Origin of the sequence: Paenibacillus sp. TC-CSREp1, from assembly GCF_050171015.1 — a bacterium.
Classification (GTDB): domain Bacteria; phylum Bacillota; class Bacilli; order Paenibacillales; family Paenibacillaceae; genus Paenibacillus; species Paenibacillus silvae.
In genome coordinates this window covers 125,616-144,943 of sequence record NZ_JBNOKM010000008.1, presented here as the reverse complement: position 1 = coordinate 144,943, position 19,328 = coordinate 125,616, and the positions used below count along the sequence as shown (strand labels likewise).

The following is a 19,328-nucleotide window of genomic DNA, read 5'->3' as shown; positions in this document are numbered from 1 at the left end:
CATGGGAAGTTACATTGCGAGACGATTGCTGTTAACCATCCCGATGCTGATCATCATATCCTTGATTACCTTTCTGCTGATCAGTCTGTCACCTCTTGACCCGGCTGTGGTAGTGCTGCAGGCGCAGGATGTACCGCAGATTACCGACGAGCTGATCGCCCAAACGAACGAAGCGCTGGGCTTTAACAAGCCTTTCCTCGTTCAATATCTGGACTGGATGAAGGCCGTTGTGCAGTTCGATTTTGGACATTCGTATGTATCTGGTGAGTCAGTGTGGTCTTTGATCGGGCCGGCTTTGCTGAATACGTTAAAGCTGACCCTGGTATCTTCTGTTTTCATCATCCTGTTCTCTGTATTGCTTGGTGTACTCAGTGCATTAAAAGAAGGCAAACTGCTGGATCGATCGGTCCGAGGGGTTTCCTTTTTCCTGACAGCAATGCCTTCCTACTGGCTCGCGGCGCTGCTCATCTGGTATTTTTCCGTGAAGCTGGATCTGCTTCCAACCAGCGGTATGGATTCTTATCGCAGCTATATTCTGCCTGTGCTGGTGATCACGGTGAGTTATACGGGCATTTATTTCCGCTCGGTTCGCAGTGCCATGCTGAGCAATATGAATGAAGATTATGTGTTCTATGCCCGTGCAAGCGGTCTGAGTGAGCGGAAGGTCATGCTGCATATTTTGCGCAATTCCTTGCAGGTGGCTGTGTCGATCTTTGGTATGGCGATCCCGATTATACTGGGCAGTACGGTGGTCATTGAAAATGTATTTGCATGGCCCGGCCTTGGCCGGTTAAGTGTAAGGGCGATTCTGAGCCGGGATTTCCCGATCATTCAGGCGTATGTGCTTATTTTGGCGGTAACCTTTGTGCTGTTCAACATGTTCTCCGATATGATCAATGCTGCGCTGAATCCCCGTTTGAGAAAGGAATTCTGATGCGATGCGACTATTCAAAAATCTGAGCCGTGACAAGCTGGCTGTTACCTCATTGGCCATTATTGTTTTGACGATTGCCCTAGGATTATTTGCTCCTCTTGTCGCTCCCCATGATCCCGGTGCGGTCAATATGAAGCTTCGCTACGCCTCGCCGTCCTGGTCATATCTGTTAGGCAATGACCATTTGGGCCGATGTGTGTTATCCAGGCTGATCTATGGCATTCGTCCAAGTGTGCTGTGGGTGCTGGCTGCGCTGGGCTTCTCGGTGCTGGCGGGTGCAGTCGCCGGGTTTGCCGCAGGTTATTTCAAGGGCAAAGTGGATGCGTGGCTGATGCGAATCTGTGATGTTATGCTGTCGTTTCCCGGTTACGTCATGACCCTTGCGGTTGTCGGGATTCTGGGGGCGGGACTGGAAAATATTCTGATCGCGTTTGTTTGTATGAAATGGGCCTGGTTTGCCCGTGTCATTCGTACATCCGTGATGCAGTTCTCGGAAATGGAGTACGTGAAATTTGCCAAAGCTTCAGGCATATCCAATATGCGAATTATTACACGGCATATCATTCCGGTGACGTTTGCCGATATTGCGGTGATTTCCAGCAGTGCAATGTGTTCGATGATGCTGCAGGTATCGGGACTTTCCTTTCTGGGGCTGGGCATTCAGGCTCCCCATGCCGAATGGGGCATGATGCTGAATGAAGCCAGAGAAGTCATGTTCTCCAGACCTGAATTGATGCTGGCTCCGGGACTCGCGATTGTTGTTGTTGTGTCCGCTTTTAATTTTTGGTCAGATGCCCTTCAGGTGGCCCTTGATCCGAAATTAATGACTTCACAAGGGAAGCCGGACCCGTCTCATGGAAGAGAGGTGAGAAAGGCTGTCTATGAATATAGTCGAGGTTAAACACCTCAAGGTGTGGGACACGCAGACAGATCGAACGATTATCCATGACAGCTCATTTGAGGTCCGACAAGGAAGCTGCCTGGCCATCGTTGGGGAAAGTGGCAGCGGCAAGTCAGTCACCTGCCGGGCCTTAATGCGGCTGAACAAACCCAATATGCGTCAGTCGGGAACGATGCTGTTTCAGGGCGAAGACCTCCAGCTGCTCCCGGAACAGGAGATGCGGCGCCGAAGAGGCAGACATCTGTGTATGATTATGCAGCAGGGCATGAGTGCATTCGATCCCTCTTGTGTGCTTGGAGTCCATATCCGGGAGACCTTACAAACACACTATAACTGGAACACCCGTGAACTGGAGCGCAAAATGCATCAAGCCATGGAACAGGTCATGCTCAAGAACCCGAAGGACATTCTAAACCAATATCCGCATCAGCTGTCTGGCGGCATGCTACAGCGAATGATGATTGCCCTCGCCCTTGTGCTGGAGCCGGAACTGATCATTGCGGATGAACCAACAACAGCGCTGGACACTATCTCCCAATATGAGGTGCTGGAGCAATTGATCCAGCTGCGGGAGCGCATAGGCTGCTCCATGATTTTTATCTCGCATGATCTTGGTGTAGTTCGGAAGGTGGCGGATGATGTGATGGTGATGAAGGATGGAAGCATTGTCGAGCAGGGCAGCATACAGTCTGTATTGCAGGAGCCAGCGCATGCGTACACCCGTTACCTTGTATCCACCAGGCAGGAGCTAAGCGATCATTTCAAAGCTATCATGCAGGAGGGATCGTAAATGCTTACAGTAGAGCAGGTTGAAAAATCATACGTGCAGGGCGGCATGTTCTCGAAGCAGCGACAGCAGGTGCTGAAAAAGGTGACTCTGGAATGCCGTCCAGGTGAGTGTCTGGGCATTGTCGGTGAGAGCGGCAGCGGCAAATCGACACTGGGGCGTCTCATGCTCGGACTCGAAAGGCCGGATCAAGGAATCGTTCGATTCGAGGGCCGGGACGTGATGGATCGCCGGGTTCGGATGGGGCGAATCAGCGCGGTTTTTCAAAACTATACGTCTTCGATGAATCCATTTCTCACGGTGCAGGATGCCATTATGGAGCCCATGAAGGCGCAGCGAAAAGCAGGGCCGGGACAGCAAATGATAGAGCACGGACCGCAAAAGACGGAGCGGGGACAGCACAAGTCGGTGAAAGAGCGACACAGGTTGGAGCAGCGAAATCACGAATCTGTACTAAGCCCTCAGAAGGCGGCAGCGGCGAAAGTGGATATGCTGCTTGCTCAGGTTGGACTGGACCCTTCGTACCGGCTCAAATATGCTCATGAGCTGTCGGGTGGGGAGGCACAGCGAATCTGCATCGCAAGAGCGATCTCGACAGAGCCGAAGTGCATTGTGCTGGATGAAGCGGTCAGCTCGCTGGATGTGTCGGTTCAGATTCAGGTGCTGCAATTGCTGAAAACGTTGAAAAGTTTGTACAAGATGAGCTTTGTTTTTATTACACATGATATTCAGGCAGCGGCCTATATCTGTGACAGGTTTGTTTTTTTCAGAGAGGGCCGGGTTGAGGAGACGATTGCGGTTGAACAGTTGAAGCATGTCCAGTCCGACTATGCACGAAAATTATTAAAGCATCAAATCTCGTTATAGCTGCCCGGGCAGCGATCGATCGAAGTTGAACGATACTTTTACAAGGTTATTCTGTCATTCGGACTGGACTGTGTTACGTGTCTTTAGTTTAGTCTATATAGCCTTGGATGCAGGAATGAACGGTTTTGTGTGGAGGAGGAGTAATGTTGTGAGTGGCGCGATGTCCTGGCCTTTTTTGCGCTTGTACATTTTGGTGATTTTGTACTTCAGTGCCAATGCGATTCTAAATGTGATCATTCCGCTACAGGGGGCATCTCTCGGTGCAGACAGTACAACCATAGGAGTGATTATGGGGGCGTATATGTTCACCACGATGTTTTTCAGACCTTGGGCGGGCAAAATGATTCAAAAGCACGGTCCGATTAAAATTTTGCGGATCATTCTGATTATTAACGGGTTGGCCTTAATTTTATATACGTTTACGGGGCTGGGCGGTTATTTGATTGCCCGCATGATGCAAGGGGTATCCACGGCCTTTTTTTCCATGGCGCTGCAGATTGGCATCATTGATGCACTGCCGGAGAAAGACCGCTCGCAGGGCATTTCGTATTATTCGCTGTTCAGTTATATTCCGGGCATTGTCGGCCCGGTACTGGCTTTAGCCATGTGGCAGGCGGGAGGCATGCACTATTTTACAGTAGTACTGATCGGAATAGCTGTCTGTACAGGCATATTTGGCTACACGGCCAAAATGGAAAAAAATAAAGAGCAGCCGCACCCGGCAGATGCATCTGCGCAGAACGTGAACATGTGGCAATCCTTCGCACAGCTGGTGCGTAATCCGCTGCTGTTCCGATCCAGTCTGCTGATGCTGAGTGCTTCCGTTGTATTTGGTGCGGTCACCACCTTTATCCCGCTGTATGCGGGTCAAATTCAGGGCGGCCATGCCGGGGTGTATCTGATGCTTCAGGCGGGTACGGTGGTGCTGGCGCGCATTGTACTTCGCAAACGCATTCCTTCGGATGGGCGATGGCATTCGCCGTTTATGATGGGAACGATGCTCCTGCTTGCGATTGCCTCGCAGTGTGTAAGCTTTTCGGTGACGGGCGGCATGATCTTTTTCTATGCTGGTGCTGTGCTGATGGGCATCGCTCAAGCGATTCTGTACCCGACGCTGACGACGTATCTGTCCTTTGTTCTGCCGAAGCTGAATCGCAACGTATTGATGGGTCTGTTTATTGCCACAGCGGATCTGGGCATCTCTCTGGGCGGTGTCATCATGGGACCGATTGCAGATATCTCTTCCTATTCATTTATGTATATGATCTGTGCTATTCTAGGAGCGGTGATGATATTTTTTGCCTATGAACGGCGGACAAGGCTACTGTGAGTTTCTTGAGCTGTTCGCCCGGGTGCAGGCATGTGACAGAGGATTGAGGAATACAGTCAGGTCATAGAGAGCGTATGTATGTGATAGAGAAAGCAGGTATGGAATTTTGAAAGCTTCAACTTCTGTAACAACTACGACCAGTAGAAAATTAAATCCGGTATCCGTTTCGTTTATCGGGTTTTATATACTGGCTTTTTTATTTTTTGCTGCGAACGCGGCTTTGACCATTATTCTGCCCTTGCGAAGTGAGGCATCCGGGTTAAATCAGGCTGAGATCGGTCTGATGATGGGCAGCTACATGTTCACCTGTATGCTGCTGCGGCCGTTTGCAGCACAGATGCTGGGCAAGCATGGGCCACTGCGCGTGATGCGGTGGCTGCTCGTTTTGCATGCCGGAACGCTGCTGCTGTTTATCGTATCTGGTGTGGACATGTATCTATGGCTGCGGGCGCTGCAAGGCGTAGTAACAGCATTTTTTTCGATGACGATGCAGGCCGGTATTGTGGAGAGACTGGAAGACAAGGACCGGGCGCAGGGGCTGTCGATGTACACGCTGTTTACGATGGTGCCCTCTCTGGTCATTCCGATTCTGGCTGTACAGATCTGGCAAAATGCCAGCGAGCTGGCGTTTACACTGCTGATGATCGGACTTGCTGTGTTCCCCTTGCTGTTAGGGTATAAGGTGGATTTGCCGCAAAGCACCGTGCAGAACAAAACGTATACGCTGGGGGATATGCTGCGCTCGTTCAGCGGCATCTGGCGCAGTACACCGCTGCTTGTAAGCAGTGTGGTGATGCTGTTTGCCTCCTGTGTATTTGGCGCAACAGCGACCTTTCTTCCGCTCTATATGGTATCGACAGGTACAGCGAGTGCCGGACTTTTTCTGACAATCCAGGGCCTCGTTGTGATCCTGTGCCGTTTTCTTTTGCGTAAAAAAATCCCTTCAGACGGCAGCTGGAATACTTGGCTTATGGCAGGTCTAATGCTTAGTGCTGCGCTGGGAACGCTGCTGCTTAGCCTGATGGGCAGCATTGGGCCAGTGGTTTATGTGGCTGCGGTGTTTAGCGGTTTTGCGCTGGCCTTGCTGTATCCGACCCTAACCACGTATCTGTCCTTTGCACTGCCTGCCGATTCCAGATATGTGCTTATGGGCATTTTCATGTCCTCCTATGATCTGGGCTTTTCGCTCGGCGGGCTCGCGATGGGTGTTGTGGTGCAAATCAGCTCGTATTCGGTCATGTTTACCGTCTGTACGCTGCTCTCTGTAATAGCCTTAATCGTAGTGGTGCTTAGCAAACAGCGGATGGAGGGCAGGGCGGGTGCAACCTCAGTTTAAACAGGGTGAGCTGGGGCAGGGGCGCAGGCAGGGTGACTGGAGAAGTGCACGAATACGAATAGGAATACGAGCATGAAATATGATTGAAAGTATGAGAATGAGTAAGAGTAAGACTATAAATAAGAGCAAGAGTATGAATTTTGAATAAGCATATTTATAGGAACTTTTAGAACAGGCTTATGATGAAGCTTTGCTAAAGCGCATGGGGTATGCGCATATGCAGGGAGAAATCGTAAGCCTTTTTTAGATTGTTTTTTTGTGGAAGGAATGAAAAAAGATTTGACAATGGTGTCAAACAGGATTATAGTCATTGTTGTTAATCGTAATAATTACTATTAAATATCATCTATGAAGATGAACTGCAACTATAAGGAGTCGATTTTCATGACACAAAAGCAAATACCGGTGACCGTTCTTAGCGGTTATCTGGGATCAGGTAAAACAACGGTTCTAAATCATGTGCTGCACAATCGGCAAGGCTTGAAGGTCGCTGTGATCGTAAATGACATGAGCGAGGTCAACATTGATGCGGCGATGATCAAAGGTGAGGCAACGCTCTCGCGCACAGAAGAGAAGCTGGTGGAGATGTCCAACGGCTGTATCTGCTGCACGTTGCGCGATGATCTGATGCAGGAGATTGAGAAGCTGGTGAACGAGGGCAAATATGACTACATCCTGATTGAATCGACGGGCATCAGTGAACCTGTTCCGGTTGCACAGACGTTTACATACGCCGATGAAGAAACAGGTATTGATCTGACTCGTCTGGCGAAGCTGGATTGTCTCGTCACAGTTGTTGATGCCAATCGGTTCTGGCATGATTACGCTTCGGGACAGAGCTTGATGGATCGCAATCAGGCGACTGGGGAGCAAGATACCCGTGATGTCGTTGACCTGCTCATTGACCAGATCGAAACCTGTGATGTATTGCTGCTGAACAAATGTGATCTGGTGGAAGAGGCAGAATTGCAGAAGCTGGAAGGCATAATCCGCAAGTTGCAGCCGAGTGCGAAGATCATTCGCACGGTGAACGGACAGGTGAATCCGGCGGAGATTTTGAACACGGGACGGTTTGATTTTGAGAAGGTGAGCATGTCGGCTGGCTGGATACAGGAGCTGGAAAAGGAAACCCATACACCAGAGACCGAGGAATACGGTATTGGATCATTTGTGTATCGCCGCCGGAAGCCATTCCATCCTTCCCGTCTGGCTGAGTTCATGAGTTATTGGCCGGAAGAGGTCGTGCGTGCTAAAGGGCTGGTGTGGCTTGCTGCTGAAGGGGATGTCGCTGCCAGCTTGAGCCAGGCGGGGCCCTCCATTCAATTCGGACCTGCGGGGCATTGGGTGGCCGCGCTGCCGAAAGCTGATCAAGCGGAAATTTTGCGGACCGAGCCGGATGTGCTTGCCAAATGGGATGCCCGGTGGGGCGATCGTCAGACGGAACTGGTGATGATCGGCATAGATATGGAGCGCTCCATCATCGAGGATGAACTGGACCAATGCCTGCTCAGTGATGAAGAGATGCTGGCAGATTGGGGGCATTTTGAGAACCCGCTGCCGTGGCCTGTAAAAGTCATGTAATGAGGGCCGAGTTGGCTTAGATATACGTGAACAGTGAATTGGCTTAGAACGCACGGAGCGTCAGGTGTACATTTTATAAAATATCACATTATTCAAACGATAAAGGAGCTGGAGAATTTGGCTAAAAAATCAAAGGTTGTACGTGAGACGCAGCGTCAGGCCATTGTGGCAAAGTATGCAGAGCTGCGCAGGGAGCTCAAGGAAAAAGGAGATTATGAGGCTTTGCAGAAGCTGCCTCGTAACGCTTCACCAACAAGATTGAAAAATCGCTGTGAAGTGACAGGCCGCCCGCGTGGATATCTGCGTAAATTTAAAGTATCCCGGATCAAATTCCGTGAGCTGGCTCATCAAGGCCAGATCCCAGGTGTGACCAAATCGAGCTGGTAAGCCTTGCGGAATGGTGTGTTTATAAGTAAAAGTGAGAGTAAAAGTGATAGTGGAGTGATTGTGGAAAGGTAGTGAAATGATAGTCAATAGTCAAGTGATAGTGATGTGCAACGTTTGCCTCTGGTTTAAGTCTTTGAATCGGGGAGGCGCTATAAGCGAAGATGTCAGGAAAGTGAAAAACGGTGGGCAATCAAGAAATGGTGGATTTGTTGATTGTAATGTTTTGCTTGTTCCAGCTTGGTGATAAGTTCTTATTTTTCGATAAGGGGGGCAGTTATTCCATGCTGGATGTGTTTACACTGCGGCGAATTGAATCTTTGATGAATGGATATGTTCACGAGAAAGTACCGGCACAGCTGCGTACCATGGTGAAGTTAACCTACGAGATGAAGGGCAATGAGCTGATTCTTACCGAAGAACGTCCAGGCTTACAGCGTTATCAGTGGGATCGCATGCCGATAGCCCGTTTTTACTGGGAAGGAGATCAGTGGCAAGTGTTCGCTAGTGATGATTGTTCCAGCTGGAATCCGGTGGAGGTCATTGTGCCGTGCTCTGATTTTGAAGATGTGCTGGAGCAGGTGGAGAGGGACGAGTCCGGGGTATTCTGGCGTGAGCGTGATTGAAGCAGTGAGATCATAATGAAGGTAAGAATATATGTAAGGTAAGTGTATGTGAATGGGGCATCGGGAAAGGTCAGCAGGATAAGATGGTCAGTCCTGTTCATGTCATTGCGCAGCTGAATTGGTTAAGAGGACTGCAATCGTGGATTACGATGTGGTCCTCTTTTGGTTGTTGTCGGGAGAAGTTAGGGATGCGATGCGCAGTTGGCGGTAAGAGTGAGATGATGTGATTAAAGTGACAGTAAGGTAACTGAGCGGTGAGAGGGAATGAGGTGCTTCGAGAGAGTGAAGTGGCTTGGCGTCAGGAGTGAGTTGGTCTGAGAGAGTGGAGTAACTGGTGTCAGGAGTGAGGTAGTGTGTGGGAGCGGAGCAACCTGGCGTCAGGAGTGAGATGGTGCGAGGGAGGGAAGTAACTTGGCGGTAGGGGTGAAGTGTGCGAGAGAGTGGAGTGACTTGGCGTCAGCAGTGAAGTGGTGCGAGGAGTGAAGTAACTTGGTGGTAGAGGTGACTGAGATGCACGCATTATATTGTGTCAAAATAAACTCACCAAAGTACGCTCAAGCACGGAGTGAATTTTTAACGAATCCTAGGAACGCTATTTGCCCGGATTTAGCAGGTTTGAAAATCTAACGATTCGTAGAAGCGTTATTTCACTGAAATTAGCAGTTTTGGTAGGGAAAATGTTGAAATTGAGCCGAATAAGGTTCGTAGGAATCGTTAGATTTTTCTAAACGTGAGAAAGGGCGAAATAAGCCTTCTACGATTCGTTAGCGTCAGGAGTGAGGAGGCGAGAGAGCGGAGTAACTTGGCATCAGGAGTGAGCTAGTGCGGGTGCGCGGGGGCGGGGTGATTTAGCATGACGAATGAGATACTGGGAGGGAGCGGACTAACTAGTCCGTCCCTCCCTCTACAGATCCTTTACAGCTATGCCTCGTATAAAATCTCACCCGTGCGGGATGCATCGTATCCTTCAAACGCCTTTAGCTCCTGCTGGAACTCCGGAGATTGCAGGATGCGCAGCACCGACTCGATCCAGGCCTCGTTGCCCTGTTTTCGCAGCATAACCAGGTCGTACCGTTCTTGAACGAGCGGGATAAAATCGACCTGTCCCACAAGACGGGCGGCTTTTTCGATGCCTACGCCAACATCGGCTTCACCGGAGCTGACTTTGGCTGCCACGCCCATATGGCTTGTTTCCTCCACATCATACCCGAGAAGCCCCGCAGCTGATATCCCGTTCAGCCGCAGCTGCTCATCCAGCAGTACCCGGGCTCCTGAGCCTTTTTCACGATTCGCAAGGCGTAGTCCTGCCCTGTTCAAATCGGTCCAGTCATTTAACTGACGAGGATTACCACGCGCAACATACAGACCTGCAGGACGGGACAGCAGATTTACAACGACGTAGGACCAGCCCGTTAAAATTTTGCGGATATATGGCAGATTGTACTCTCCGGTGTCTCCGTCCAGCAGATGTGTGCTGACCAGATCGGACTCCCCACGATACATTGAGATCAGACCGTCCAGACTACCCATAAAGGAGCGCAATGGACGAATGTCCCTTGATTGTTTTTCGATGTGACGCATTAGAATATCCAGGCTGACATCCTGACCCGTAATGACCAGATGGCGTGTTGCACCGGCGCTGTTCTGTCCGAAACCAGCTGGAGAGTTGGCGTACGAAGAAGGAGCCATCTGCGAAGACGACACTGCTGCCCCGGTTGTATGAGCTGCATACTGTACCTCCCCCTGCCCCGCGAGTATATTCGAGCCGGGATGCTGCTCCTGTGTACCAATGGGTCCAGCAGCCTGCTGATTCACGCCCGAGCCGCTCACGCCTGTTGACTGCTGTGCCGGGGACTGAAGCTGCTTGGAGCGGCGTTTATAGGCTTCCAGATCTGTGGCGTCAATGCGCATTTGTTTGCCTACCCGATAGGCGACAAGGTCTCCCTTTTTGATCAGGTCATAGACGGTTAGTTTCGATATTTTAAGCAGTTTGGCAATTTCTTCGGTTGTGTAGGATTGCTCCTCCGTCATGAGTGAAGAACCTCCCTTAATATTATAAGGCCGTATAACTCCGGCATTTCTGGCAATGTGTTTTATTGAGAGCAGGATAATTGACGTTTCACCCCAAATCATTCCTGAACGAGTTGTTATCGATCCGATACTGATGCTGCTAGATGCAGACGTTTCTTGTACTATACCACTATTTAAGTGTTTTCATAAACCTGCGCATGATGTAACTGCATCGTTCTCATCTCTATTCGTGAAAAATGTGGTGCCCTTCACCTTCCCATTTCAAACGTTCTGTGTATAATTAGTTATAATTAAATATAACTAGTTATAACTAAACATAACTTTGGGGGAGAATAAATGAACAAGAGAGCTGGAACCTTACTTGGAGTTATATCACTAAGTCTCGCATTTGTGCTGGCAGGCTGCGGGGCAAATGGCAGTTCGGCAACAGAGAAGCCGGATGCATCATCCACGACTAACCAGACTACAGCCTCTACACCAGCAGCATCTGGTGAGGGTACATCACCAGCTACGTCAGAATCGCAGGAAAAAGTCGAGCTAACAATATCGGCGGCAGCAAGCCTGACCGATGCTATGACAGAGATCAAAACCAGCTATGAACAGGCTCATCCCAACATCAGCCTGAATTTTAACTTCGGGGCTTCGGGTGCGCTGCAGCAGCAGATTGAGCAAGGAGCACCCGCAGATATTTTTGTATCGGCTTCAGCTAAAAATATGAAGGCACTGGTCGATGAACATCTGATCGCATCCACAGACCAGAAAAATCTGCTGCAAAACTCACTGGTAGCCATTGTGCCCGCAGATGGGACAAGTACAGTCACCAGTGAGAAGGACCTGGCTAATGACGCCATCAAAACGGTAGCCATTGGCATTCCCGAGAGCGTGCCCGCTGGAACGTATGCAAAAGAAGCTCTGACCAACGCGAAGCTGTGGGATCAGCTTGAGAAAAAGCTTGTGCAAGGGAAAGACGTCAGACAGGTGCTGCAGTATGTCGAAACAGGCAATGCGGATGCAGGCTTTGTGTACAAAACCGATGCACTGACCTCCAAGCAGGTGAAAATTGCATTTGAAGTGGACAAAAACAGTTATACTCCCGCGAACTATCCGCTTGGCATTATTGAGGACACGAAACACCGTACAGAGGCCGAACAATTCTATGCCTATCTGCAAACACCGGAAGTTCTGGACATTTTTGCTAAATACGGATTCTCGATCCCGCAATGAATATAAGTGCAATCGACTGGTCCATGTTCTGGTCACCGGTGCGCTTGTCCCTTCAGGTGGCGCTGTTATCCAGCATTGCCGCTTTATTGATTGGCGTGGCCGTTGCCTGGAAAATGTCCCGTGCTTCCTTTCGAGGCAGAGTGTTTCTGGAGACCCTGCTTATGCTTCCACTTGTTCTGCCACCAACAGTCGTTGGCTTCCTGCTTTTGGTGCTGCTGGGCCGTAGAAGTCTGCTCGGGCGCTGGATCGAAGTGATCTTCTCGGCTCCTGTCATTTTCTCGTGGTGGGCTGCTGTAATTGCTTCGATTGTGGTGGCTTTTCCTCTAGTGTACCAGACGATGAAATCCGGTTTTAACGGGGTCGATCGGGACCTGGAAGATGCAGGGCGCTCTATCGGAGCGAATGAGTGGCAGGTATTCCGATACATTACGCTGCCGCTTGCAGGCAGAGCATTGATGACCGCATTTATTCTGGGCTTTGCTCGCGCTCTGGGCGAATTCGGTGCAACCTTGATGATCGCGGGCAACATTCCAGGCAAAACACAGACCGTACCCACGGCTATATATGTGGCTGTCGATTCAGGAAACCAGACCATGGCCTGGGCCTGGACCATTTCCATTATTATCATTTCATTTCTGATGTTACTGATGACGAGACAGCAGCGTGATTACCAAAAATCATCATAGATTTGCCTGTAACCCGCTTGGAGAACTGTTCTCCAATGGCGGGTTTTTCTTATGAATTACAAGACATATGTCCTCAGGTGCAATGAAATTGATCATATTGGAAAAGTAAAGCCCTTTTCGCGGAAAAAAAACAAATTTTTTTCCAAATTTCTGCTGTTCAGTACTCGCTTTCAGGGGGCTTGTTCCTGTAAAATAGGAGGTAACTGATTCCAGCCAAGCATTGAAATAAGGAGAGACGACGATGAACACTAAACCTGATTGCGACATATCGTTGCAAATCGATGATTATCTGGATCTTTTGCATTTTGCCATCCAAATTCAAGATCAGGAATGGCGCCAGTCCCTTATCCAGCAGCTCAAAATATTTCAAATTGCACCGGAGCAGCAGCATACGCCAGAAGAAGAATTGTGGATGAGATTCGATTACATCAATAGCAAATTGACAGGTCTATGTCATCAGATTCATGCCGCGCATTCGGTAGATGAACGCAAAAAGTTTGAAGAGCGAATCGGCGTGTTGCAATTGCAACGGGTGGAAGTGGCACGTAAAATCAAATGGGCCAGCCGAAGATAGCACTGCTCCTATGATTCACGAATAGATGACAAACGACAGAAACTGGATAATACACGAAACAGAGCCATGCTCCTCATATTGAGGGGATGGCTTTTTTGCTTGCAGAATACCTCTAGCCTAGCTCATCCTACTCGATGAACCGACATCGGCCCATCATCCAGAGCTTGTTGGTGAGGCGCAGACAGTATTGTGGAGGAAGGGGCGACGGAGGATGTATTCAGCAGACCGCAGCAGGAACGCGCCCGGCAATTTCTCAGTCGGTACGCTGCGGAATGGTGTTATTTCATTTCACGATATAGGCGCAAGCTGTAGTAACTGACGATCCCGGCCCGGCATATGCTGTAACAGGCAAATGCTGATAGGCCGGTTTTTTCTGTGGGGAAGCAGGCCTTGACCCGAAAGGAGGAGCACCATGCAGAGCAAAATTGATGAAATTATTACACATATCGCCCATTCCCATCAGCAGATCGCAAGGGTATTGGATGCCAAACGTCAGGTTGCTGTACGCATGTCGGAAATTATCCATCATTTGCCCGATATCGAGCCGGAGCTGGACGGGGTTGAGGGGCTGCTGGACAGCTCGGGACAAATAAACAAAAGCATAATCTCCTACCTGGGGGGGCTGGCTGACCTGGAAGAAGCTGTGGCCGAGACGCTGACCCAGGTCATGCGGGAGATTGCAGTGCAGGAGGAAGAATAAGCCCGGAAGGCGGGTGATGAAACATGAGCAGAGAACAAAGCCTTATTCTGATGCTGGATGCAGCAGCCAAAATGCAGTGGAACATTGCGCTGATTCTGGAGGCGAAGGCGATTGAGGCGGAGAAGGTGCGAAACTGGACGCTGAATCATCTGAACGGGGACAGCTTTTTGACCCATGGCGATCAGGTTGGCGAACCGCTGAAAATGCATGAGCAGCTGGTGGAGCTGCTGGAAGGCTTAACCCGCATGGAAACGGGGTTATGCAACAATCTTAAGGCGGTTATGGTTCAGAATGACAGCGAAGATAGCGGCATGGACGGGGGCATGTTTGGCGGCATGGATCTCGGGGATATGGGAAAATGAGTCTCTTGCAGCGTGAGCAGGAGGTCAAACTGGCGCTCATTGAATCCATTGCCCACAGTCAGCAGGCCCTGGCCCGTATTCTGGACAGTGTAGCCAGTGTATCGTCTCATTCAGAGATATCTGCTCGCAGTCTTGCCGAGAATATACGTCTGCTTAGTCGCTATCAGGAAGAGATGTCTCGTATGGTCACAGGCGTCAGGCTCTCCCGAATTCGTTATGGTGAGCCGGGTCTGCCTTGGCTCAAAGACCCCGCGTGTGTCATCCGTGCCGCCGGGGACCTACAGGAGGAATGCTGATATGTTAAAGAAGAAGTCCAGACTGAAAACAAAACGTGCTTTGGTCGCTCGTGGCGCCCGCCTGCGCAAAATCCGCAAGCTGCGTGCGCTGAAATCAAAACGTGTCGTTCATAAACGCACAGGCAAAGGACGCAGTGCGTGGCTGAAAAAAAAGAAACGCACAGTGCGGCGGCATCGCAATGCGAAGGCCGTTCAACCAGTCGTCCCGGCTACCCCTACCGATCCAAACCCCGACAACGCATACAGTCAAGGATACAACGAAGCATACAACGAAGGCTTCAACGCGGGTTTCGCCAAGGGTTTCGAGGACGGACACCAATTGGCTTACAAGGCACAGTAATGCAGGCATTGAATGACTAACTTACAGGTATGGCAACAACCCGGGGGGACACTTCCTCCGGGTTATTTACATAACCGCTGCAGCGGACATGCCCGTGCAGGCGGACATGGAGGGCAGACGCCAATTTTGCGCCTTGCAGGACACCCGTCCATGATGCATCTGACCCCGGGGCATATCCTTTAGAGGGAAGACCAATCTCGTGGAGAGTCCGAAAAGGGATCTCCTTGAAGGAAGACAGGGTGAAGAATGTGGCAAAACGAAGACACCGCCCGCTGACGGAAGCGGAGGCGGCCTACCGCGGCGGATATGCAGAAGGCCGCAGGTTTGGCGGCTGTCAGGCCATCATGGAGCGGGTACAGCCATATGTGCCAGCCCCGCGGGACATGAAGGTGCTGTATATCCCACAGGGTTTCGATGCTATTGATGAGGGTGTCATCTCGGCACTGCAGCAGTCCGTTCGGGAATGCGTTGTTGGATCGCCAGCAGCGATGCTGCAGGAAGCTGGTCAGCATCGGCCGGATGTTGTTCTGGTGATGAACGGTCTGCATGTGTTTCCCGAGAATCACCTGGAACAGGTAAGAGGAATCCGTGAGCTGGGGATACGGACAGCGATATGGTTTGTCGATGACCCTTACTTTACAGAGGACACCGCATCCATCTGTCAGCATTATGACATTGTATTTACACATGAGGAGGCAGCCGTTTCTTTCTACAGAGACAAAGGAGCACAATGTGTCATTTATATGCCGCTGGCTGTAAATCCGGGCATGTTTCATCCGCGTCGTACAGAGCCGCAGCATCAGTACGATATCTGTTTTATCGGCACTGGTTTCTGGAACCGGATTGACCTTTTCAATCAGCTCGCTCCTTATCTGGCAGATAAAAAAGTGTTTATTGCCGGAAGTCAGTGGAGCCGGCTGGCCCGGCTGGATGTGCTGGGGCAGTTCATCCACGAAGGATGGATTGATCCGGCGGCAACGGTGGATTATTACAACGGAGCGAAGATTGTCATTAATGTACACAGAACCTGTGAGAACGGGGAGGACAATCGTAACACGCACCAGCTGGAGGGGAACTCGATCAATCCACGCACTTATGAGATCAGCGCGTGTGGCACGATGCAGATTACGGATACTCGCGGAGATCTGCCCCGCTATTACCGTCCCGGGTATGACATTGAAACCTTCACGACAGCGGCAGAGCTGCAGCGCAAAATCCAGCATTATCTGCATCATGAGGAGGAACGACAGGCTATGGCTTGGCGTGGCTTGCTCACAACACTGAATCGTCATACGTTTAACCGTCGAATGGCCGAGTTGTTAGGACATTTGTAGCTTGCCTTCTGCTCGAAGGAAGCAACCAACCAGAAACACTTTATCCCAAATAAAAAGGAGTGGCGGTATGTCTCTCAAACACCGTAAAACGAGAAAGCTTCATGCACCTGTACTCAGCCTGGCTGATCAGGCACGCAAAAACGGGCAGCAGGCCGGATATGACGCAGGTAAGGAAGAAGGATACCTGCGCGGCCGTGCCAACTATATTGTGAATTGTGCACAGGAGCCGCTCCCCTTCCGGCAGCTTCACGTGCTGTACGTTTCTTCGGGGAAAGGCTTCCCATACTCCCCCATTGATGAAGCGATCATGACTACACTGCAGGGCATGGTGGCTCAGGTGACATTATCTGATCCACGTCAGCCGGTATCTCAGATTGCGCTGGAAACACGTCCTGATCTGGTGCTTGTGCTGGATGGCATGGATATCCCGATCGAGCATATTGATGCGATACGTCAAGCCGGAATTCAGACGGCAATCTGGCTGACGGATGACCCGTATTACACCGATATGACGCTGGAGATGGTGAAGCATTATGACCATGTGTTCACACTGGAACTGAACTGTGTGGAACTGTATCGCCAGCATGGCTGTGCATCTGTGCATTATATGCCGTTTGCCGCGTTTACCAACCATTACTTCCCGATTACTACGCCTTCCCCGCTGAAACGGGATGTCAGCTTTATCGGCTCGGCTTACTGGAACCGTGTGTATTTCTTCAATCCGATCATGCCGCAGCTGATGTCACACAACACGGTATTCAACGGCATCTGGTGGGACCGTCTGCCAGACTATACGGCCTATGGAGAGAAGATTGAGTTGGGCCGCTGGATGAGTCCACAAGAAACGAATGATGTATACAACGGCACCAAAATTGTGATCAACCTGCACCGTTCCCATGAGGATGATTCAGTCAACAACAACCAGGTCAAAATTTTGCCAGCTTCGCCGAACCCGAGAACATTTGAGATTGCCGCGAGCACGACGTTACAGCTGACCGATGCGCGGGATGATCTGGCACGTTTCTACAGACCGGGCGTGGAGATCGAGACGTATTCTTCACCACAGGAGATGCTGGATAAGGTGGAGTATTACCTTACACATGAGAAGGAGCGGCGCGAAATCGCCCTGCGGGGACTGGAACGGACACTGAAAGATCACACGTATGGCAGACGTATAAACGAAATGTTGAGCATTATATTCCCTTAATCTCGGCCAGGAGGAGGTGTGCACAGTGCCCTGTATCGGCTTGTCTGTATACAGGGTCCGTGTGCGGCCATGGCAATGAAACCAAAGCTGATGTTGTTTTCACATGTATGCAACACTCGCAGTATTACCGGTGCGGAGAAGCTGCTGCTTCATTTTATGAAAGAGATTGATTCGATCTTTGAATGTGTGCTCGTTGCACCGCAGGAAGGGAAGCTTACCGGGCTTGCACGAAGATACGGTGTACATGTCCACATATGTAATCTGCCGATGCTTCACGGTGTGTACACTCCTTATCAGGGCATTGCACAAGATGCGGAAAATTTGCGGCATACGCCAGCATTTCAAGATGTAATTTCACTGTTCCAGCGTTACGAGCCGGATATGATTTTGACGAATACCTGCGTGAATGTGATGCCTGCCGTGGCGGCAAAATCGTTAGGCATTCCGGTTATCTGGAAAATTACCGAGATTATTCAGAAGACGGAACATACAGCCGAGGCGATTCAGATGATCGGCCGTTACGCAGACTGGATTGTTGGCATTTCAGAGACGGCAGCGGCGCCCTTCAAACAGGCGGGGATGAGTGACAGGGTTACGGTTATTTCCCCGACATGGGAACCGTCTCTGCCTGCCCCGGACCGCTGGCTGCATCTGCGTGAGCGCAAACGCAAGCAGCTTGGCCTTAAAGACACGCATACCTGCATCGGTTATATTTCTTCCTTTATATATGATGCCAAGGGTTTGAAGCCCTTTGTAGATATGGCACTGAGATTGTGTGAGACACAGCCGCGTTGTCGCTTCTGGGTGATCGGCGCACCTTCGGACAAAAAGTATTATGACGAGTGTGTGTCCAGGGTAAAACGTTCCGGGTATGCAAAACGCTTTATTTTCACCACATTTGAGGAAAATGTGTCTCTGGCCTACACCGCGATGGATATCGTGGTAATCCCGAGCATGGTGAAGGAAGGCTTTGGCATGACAGCACTGGAGGGGCTTTATTTTGCCAAACCCGTCATTGCTTTCGCCCAGGGCGGTCTCAAGGAATTGATGGAATCCGTGGGCAGCAGCGCGTTTCTGGCACCGCCCGGGGATAGTGAAGCGCTCGTTACGCTCGCAATGACACTGCTGAATGATTCGGAGCTGGCTTCGGAGACGGGATGGCACAACCGGACAGAAGCGGAAAAGCTGTACGGTATTGAAACCTACCGAGTGAAGCTGCATACGATGGTCACACAGTGGTTATTGCGTTTTCCCGGATGGTTCAAATATATCCAGCCGCCGAATGGCCCTGTCTTGACATGGGGTGAGGGCGGTTTGCGCACGGTGCTGACATCCGACCCGTCGCGTGTCAAGACACGGCTGTTTCCAGAGAGCATTGTGCAGCTTTTGCCTCGTTCCCCGCTGCCTCCAGTAGCGGTGGCGCTTCATGATGGAGGAGGCATACAGCCTCACAAGGCAGAGGAGCGGATTCAGCTCGAAGGCCATGCCAGGAAGCGCCGTCGCAAGAAAGGCATTTTAGCCGTCCGGCGCGGGCTTAAAAAGCTGAAGCGGGGTGTTCGAGCACGGAAGAAAAGTGGCAGGGCTCGTAAAACAGCAGGTCGGAGTATCGCTGCTCCGAAAAGGTCCACACGCAGACGTTTCTCCGGAAGAAAGACACGCAGCCGCAAAATACGCAAAGGCTCCAGTGCCAGATAAAGGCCGGGGTTTCCAAAACACGTTAGAAAAAAGGGCTTAAAAGCACGATAAAATATAGGGTCTGAAAAACACGAAAGAAGACAGGGTTCCCCAAAACACGATAGAAGAATGGGGTTCCCAAAAACACGATAGA

21 protein-coding genes are annotated in these 19,328 nt (G+C 50.6%); 20 read left to right on the top strand and 1 reads right to left on the bottom strand.

From position 1 onward, the window contains the following. Nucleotide 1: 1 nt before the first annotated feature. From opp1B to ACQSGY_RS13805, 9 genes are all read left to right on the top strand, one after another. Nucleotides 2–934: a nickel/cobalt ABC transporter permease gene (gene opp1B, locus ACQSGY_RS13845; protein WP_427052313.1), complete on the top strand. Its 933-nt coding sequence runs from the start codon at nucleotides 2–4 to the stop codon at nucleotides 932–934. Nucleotides 935–938: 4 nt separating this feature from the next. Then, nucleotides 939–1,835 (top strand): staphylopine uptake ABC transporter permease subunit CntC, encoded by an 897-nt coding sequence (gene cntC / locus ACQSGY_RS13840; protein ID WP_216518082.1) that lies wholly within the window; start codon nucleotides 939–941, stop codon nucleotides 1,833–1,835. Beyond that, the gene (gene cntF / locus ACQSGY_RS13835; protein WP_216518080.1) at nucleotides 1,816–2,625 is read left to right on the top strand and encodes a staphylopine uptake ABC transporter ATP-binding protein CntF; all 810 of its coding nucleotides are present in this window, start codon (nucleotides 1,816–1,818) and stop codon (nucleotides 2,623–2,625) included. Before cntC ends, cntF begins: the two co-directional genes overlap by 20 nt. Beyond that, entirely contained in the window at nucleotides 2,626–3,489 is an 864-nt protein-coding gene (locus ACQSGY_RS13830; RefSeq protein WP_426333340.1) for an ABC transporter ATP-binding protein, read from the top strand. It abuts the gene before it with no gap. A 148-nt stretch (nucleotides 3,490–3,637) separates the two neighbouring features. Continuing rightward, the gene (gene cntE / locus ACQSGY_RS13825) at nucleotides 3,638–4,819 is read left to right on the top strand and encodes a staphylopine family metallophore export MFS transporter CntE (RefSeq protein WP_427052312.1); all 1,182 of its coding nucleotides are present in this window, start codon (nucleotides 3,638–3,640) and stop codon (nucleotides 4,817–4,819) included. 106 nt (nucleotides 4,820–4,925) lie between these two features. After that, on the top strand, nucleotides 4,926–6,155 hold the full coding sequence (cntE, locus tag ACQSGY_RS13820; protein ID WP_427052311.1) for a staphylopine family metallophore export MFS transporter CntE: 1,230 nt from the start codon (nucleotides 4,926–4,928) through the stop codon (nucleotides 6,153–6,155). 384 nt (nucleotides 6,156–6,539) lie between these two features. After that, the gene (locus tag ACQSGY_RS13815; protein ID WP_427052309.1) at nucleotides 6,540–7,736 is read left to right on the top strand and encodes a GTP-binding protein; all 1,197 of its coding nucleotides are present in this window, start codon (nucleotides 6,540–6,542) and stop codon (nucleotides 7,734–7,736) included. Nucleotides 7,737–7,853: 117 nt separating this feature from the next. Next, entirely contained in the window at nucleotides 7,854–8,123 is a 270-nt protein-coding gene (rpsN, locus tag ACQSGY_RS13810) for a 30S ribosomal protein S14 (protein ID WP_427052308.1), read from the top strand. Nucleotides 8,124–8,305: 182 nt separating this feature from the next. Beyond that, nucleotides 8,306–8,746 (top strand): DUF3024 domain-containing protein, encoded by a 441-nt coding sequence (locus ACQSGY_RS13805; protein WP_427052307.1) that lies wholly within the window; start codon nucleotides 8,306–8,308, stop codon nucleotides 8,744–8,746. Nucleotides 8,747–9,667: 921 nt separating this feature from the next. Here the strand turns inward: ACQSGY_RS13805 and ACQSGY_RS13800 are convergent. Beyond that, nucleotides 9,668–10,777, bottom strand: coding sequence for a substrate-binding domain-containing protein (locus ACQSGY_RS13800; protein WP_427052306.1), 1,110 nt, complete (start codon nucleotides 10,775–10,777; stop codon nucleotides 9,668–9,670). A gap of 336 nt (nucleotides 10,778–11,113) precedes the next feature. Between ACQSGY_RS13800 and modA the strand changes: the two genes are divergently transcribed. The 11 genes from modA (at nucleotide 11,114) to ACQSGY_RS13745 (ending at nucleotide 19,195) form a co-directional block, all read left to right on the top strand. Continuing rightward, the gene (modA, locus tag ACQSGY_RS13795; protein ID WP_427052305.1) at nucleotides 11,114–12,001 is read left to right on the top strand and encodes a molybdate ABC transporter substrate-binding protein; all 888 of its coding nucleotides are present in this window, start codon (nucleotides 11,114–11,116) and stop codon (nucleotides 11,999–12,001) included. Further along, nucleotides 11,998–12,687: a molybdate ABC transporter permease subunit gene (gene modB / locus ACQSGY_RS13790; protein ID WP_427052304.1), complete on the top strand. Its 690-nt coding sequence runs from the start codon at nucleotides 11,998–12,000 to the stop codon at nucleotides 12,685–12,687. The genes modA and modB overlap by 4 nt, the downstream gene beginning before the upstream one ends. 241 nt (nucleotides 12,688–12,928) lie before the next feature. Further along, a complete protein-coding gene (locus ACQSGY_RS13785; protein ID WP_145405333.1) occupies nucleotides 12,929–13,261 on the top strand; it encodes a hypothetical protein in 333 nt (110 codons plus the stop codon). A 412-nt stretch (nucleotides 13,262–13,673) separates the two neighbouring features. Beyond that, the gene (locus tag ACQSGY_RS13780) at nucleotides 13,674–13,961 is read left to right on the top strand and encodes a nucleoside-diphosphate sugar epimerase (protein ID WP_110897441.1); all 288 of its coding nucleotides are present in this window, start codon (nucleotides 13,674–13,676) and stop codon (nucleotides 13,959–13,961) included. 23 nt (nucleotides 13,962–13,984) lie between these two features. Next, nucleotides 13,985–14,323 (top strand): restriction endonuclease subunit S, encoded by a 339-nt coding sequence (locus tag ACQSGY_RS13775; RefSeq protein WP_427052303.1) that lies wholly within the window; start codon nucleotides 13,985–13,987, stop codon nucleotides 14,321–14,323. Then, nucleotides 14,320–14,619, top strand: a complete 300-nt coding sequence (locus tag ACQSGY_RS13770) for a hypothetical protein (protein WP_427052302.1) — start codon at nucleotides 14,320–14,322, stop codon at nucleotides 14,617–14,619. Before ACQSGY_RS13775 ends, ACQSGY_RS13770 begins: the two co-directional genes overlap by 4 nt. Before the next feature lies 1 nt (nucleotide 14,620). Then, nucleotides 14,621–14,959 carry a hypothetical protein gene (locus ACQSGY_RS13765; protein WP_427052301.1) on the top strand — a complete coding sequence of 113 codons (339 nt, stop codon included), beginning with the start codon at nucleotides 14,621–14,623 and terminating at the stop codon, nucleotides 14,957–14,959. Between the two features lie 12 nt (nucleotides 14,960–14,971). Next, nucleotides 14,972–15,142, top strand: coding sequence for a hypothetical protein (locus tag ACQSGY_RS13760; RefSeq protein ID WP_427052300.1), 171 nt, complete (start codon nucleotides 14,972–14,974; stop codon nucleotides 15,140–15,142). 56 nt (nucleotides 15,143–15,198) lie between these two features. Then, nucleotides 15,199–16,293, top strand: a complete 1,095-nt coding sequence (locus ACQSGY_RS13755; protein ID WP_188593409.1) for a CgeB family protein — start codon at nucleotides 15,199–15,201, stop codon at nucleotides 16,291–16,293. Between the two features lie 67 nt (nucleotides 16,294–16,360). Continuing rightward, entirely contained in the window at nucleotides 16,361–17,500 is a 1,140-nt protein-coding gene (locus ACQSGY_RS13750; protein ID WP_427052299.1) for a CgeB family protein, read from the top strand. Nucleotides 17,501–17,569: 69 nt separating this feature from the next. Beyond that, a complete protein-coding gene (locus ACQSGY_RS13745) occupies nucleotides 17,570–19,195 on the top strand; it encodes a glycosyltransferase family 4 protein (protein ID WP_427052298.1) in 1,626 nt (541 codons plus the stop codon). Nucleotides 19,196–19,328: the final 133 nt, after the last annotated feature.

Bases quoted from the DNA above. Each gene is read 5' to 3' on its own strand.
- opp1B (WP_427052313.1), top strand. From the start codon at position 2: ATGGGAAGTTACATTGCGAGACGATTGCTGTTAACCATCCCGATGCTG.
- cntC (WP_216518082.1), top strand. From the start codon at position 939: ATGCGACTATTCAAAAATCTGAGCCGTGACAAGCTGGCTGTTACCTCA.
- cntF (WP_216518080.1), top strand. From the start codon at position 1,816: ATGAATATAGTCGAGGTTAAACACCTCAAGGTGTGGGACACGCAGACA.
- ACQSGY_RS13830 (WP_426333340.1), top strand. From the start codon at position 2,626: ATGCTTACAGTAGAGCAGGTTGAAAAATCATACGTGCAGGGCGGCATG.
- ACQSGY_RS13815 (WP_427052309.1), top strand. From the start codon at position 6,540: ATGACACAAAAGCAAATACCGGTGACCGTTCTTAGCGGTTATCTGGGA.
- ACQSGY_RS13800 (WP_427052306.1), bottom strand. From the start codon at position 10,777: ATGACGGAGGAGCAATCCTACACAACCGAAGAAATTGCCAAACTGCTT.
- modA (WP_427052305.1), top strand. From the start codon at position 11,114: ATGAACAAGAGAGCTGGAACCTTACTTGGAGTTATATCACTAAGTCTC.
- modB (WP_427052304.1), top strand. From the start codon at position 11,998: ATGAATATAAGTGCAATCGACTGGTCCATGTTCTGGTCACCGGTGCGC.
- ACQSGY_RS13785 (WP_145405333.1), top strand. From the start codon at position 12,929: ATGAACACTAAACCTGATTGCGACATATCGTTGCAAATCGATGATTAT.
- ACQSGY_RS13780 (WP_110897441.1), top strand. From the start codon at position 13,674: ATGCAGAGCAAAATTGATGAAATTATTACACATATCGCCCATTCCCAT.
- ACQSGY_RS13775 (WP_427052303.1), top strand. From the start codon at position 13,985: ATGAGCAGAGAACAAAGCCTTATTCTGATGCTGGATGCAGCAGCCAAA.
- ACQSGY_RS13770 (WP_427052302.1), top strand. From the start codon at position 14,320: ATGAGTCTCTTGCAGCGTGAGCAGGAGGTCAAACTGGCGCTCATTGAA.
- ACQSGY_RS13765 (WP_427052301.1), top strand. From the start codon at position 14,621: ATGTTAAAGAAGAAGTCCAGACTGAAAACAAAACGTGCTTTGGTCGCT.
- ACQSGY_RS13760 (WP_427052300.1), top strand. From the start codon at position 14,972: ATGACTAACTTACAGGTATGGCAACAACCCGGGGGGACACTTCCTCCG.
- ACQSGY_RS13750 (WP_427052299.1), top strand. From the start codon at position 16,361: ATGTCTCTCAAACACCGTAAAACGAGAAAGCTTCATGCACCTGTACTC.
- ACQSGY_RS13745 (WP_427052298.1), top strand. From the start codon at position 17,570: ATGGCAATGAAACCAAAGCTGATGTTGTTTTCACATGTATGCAACACT.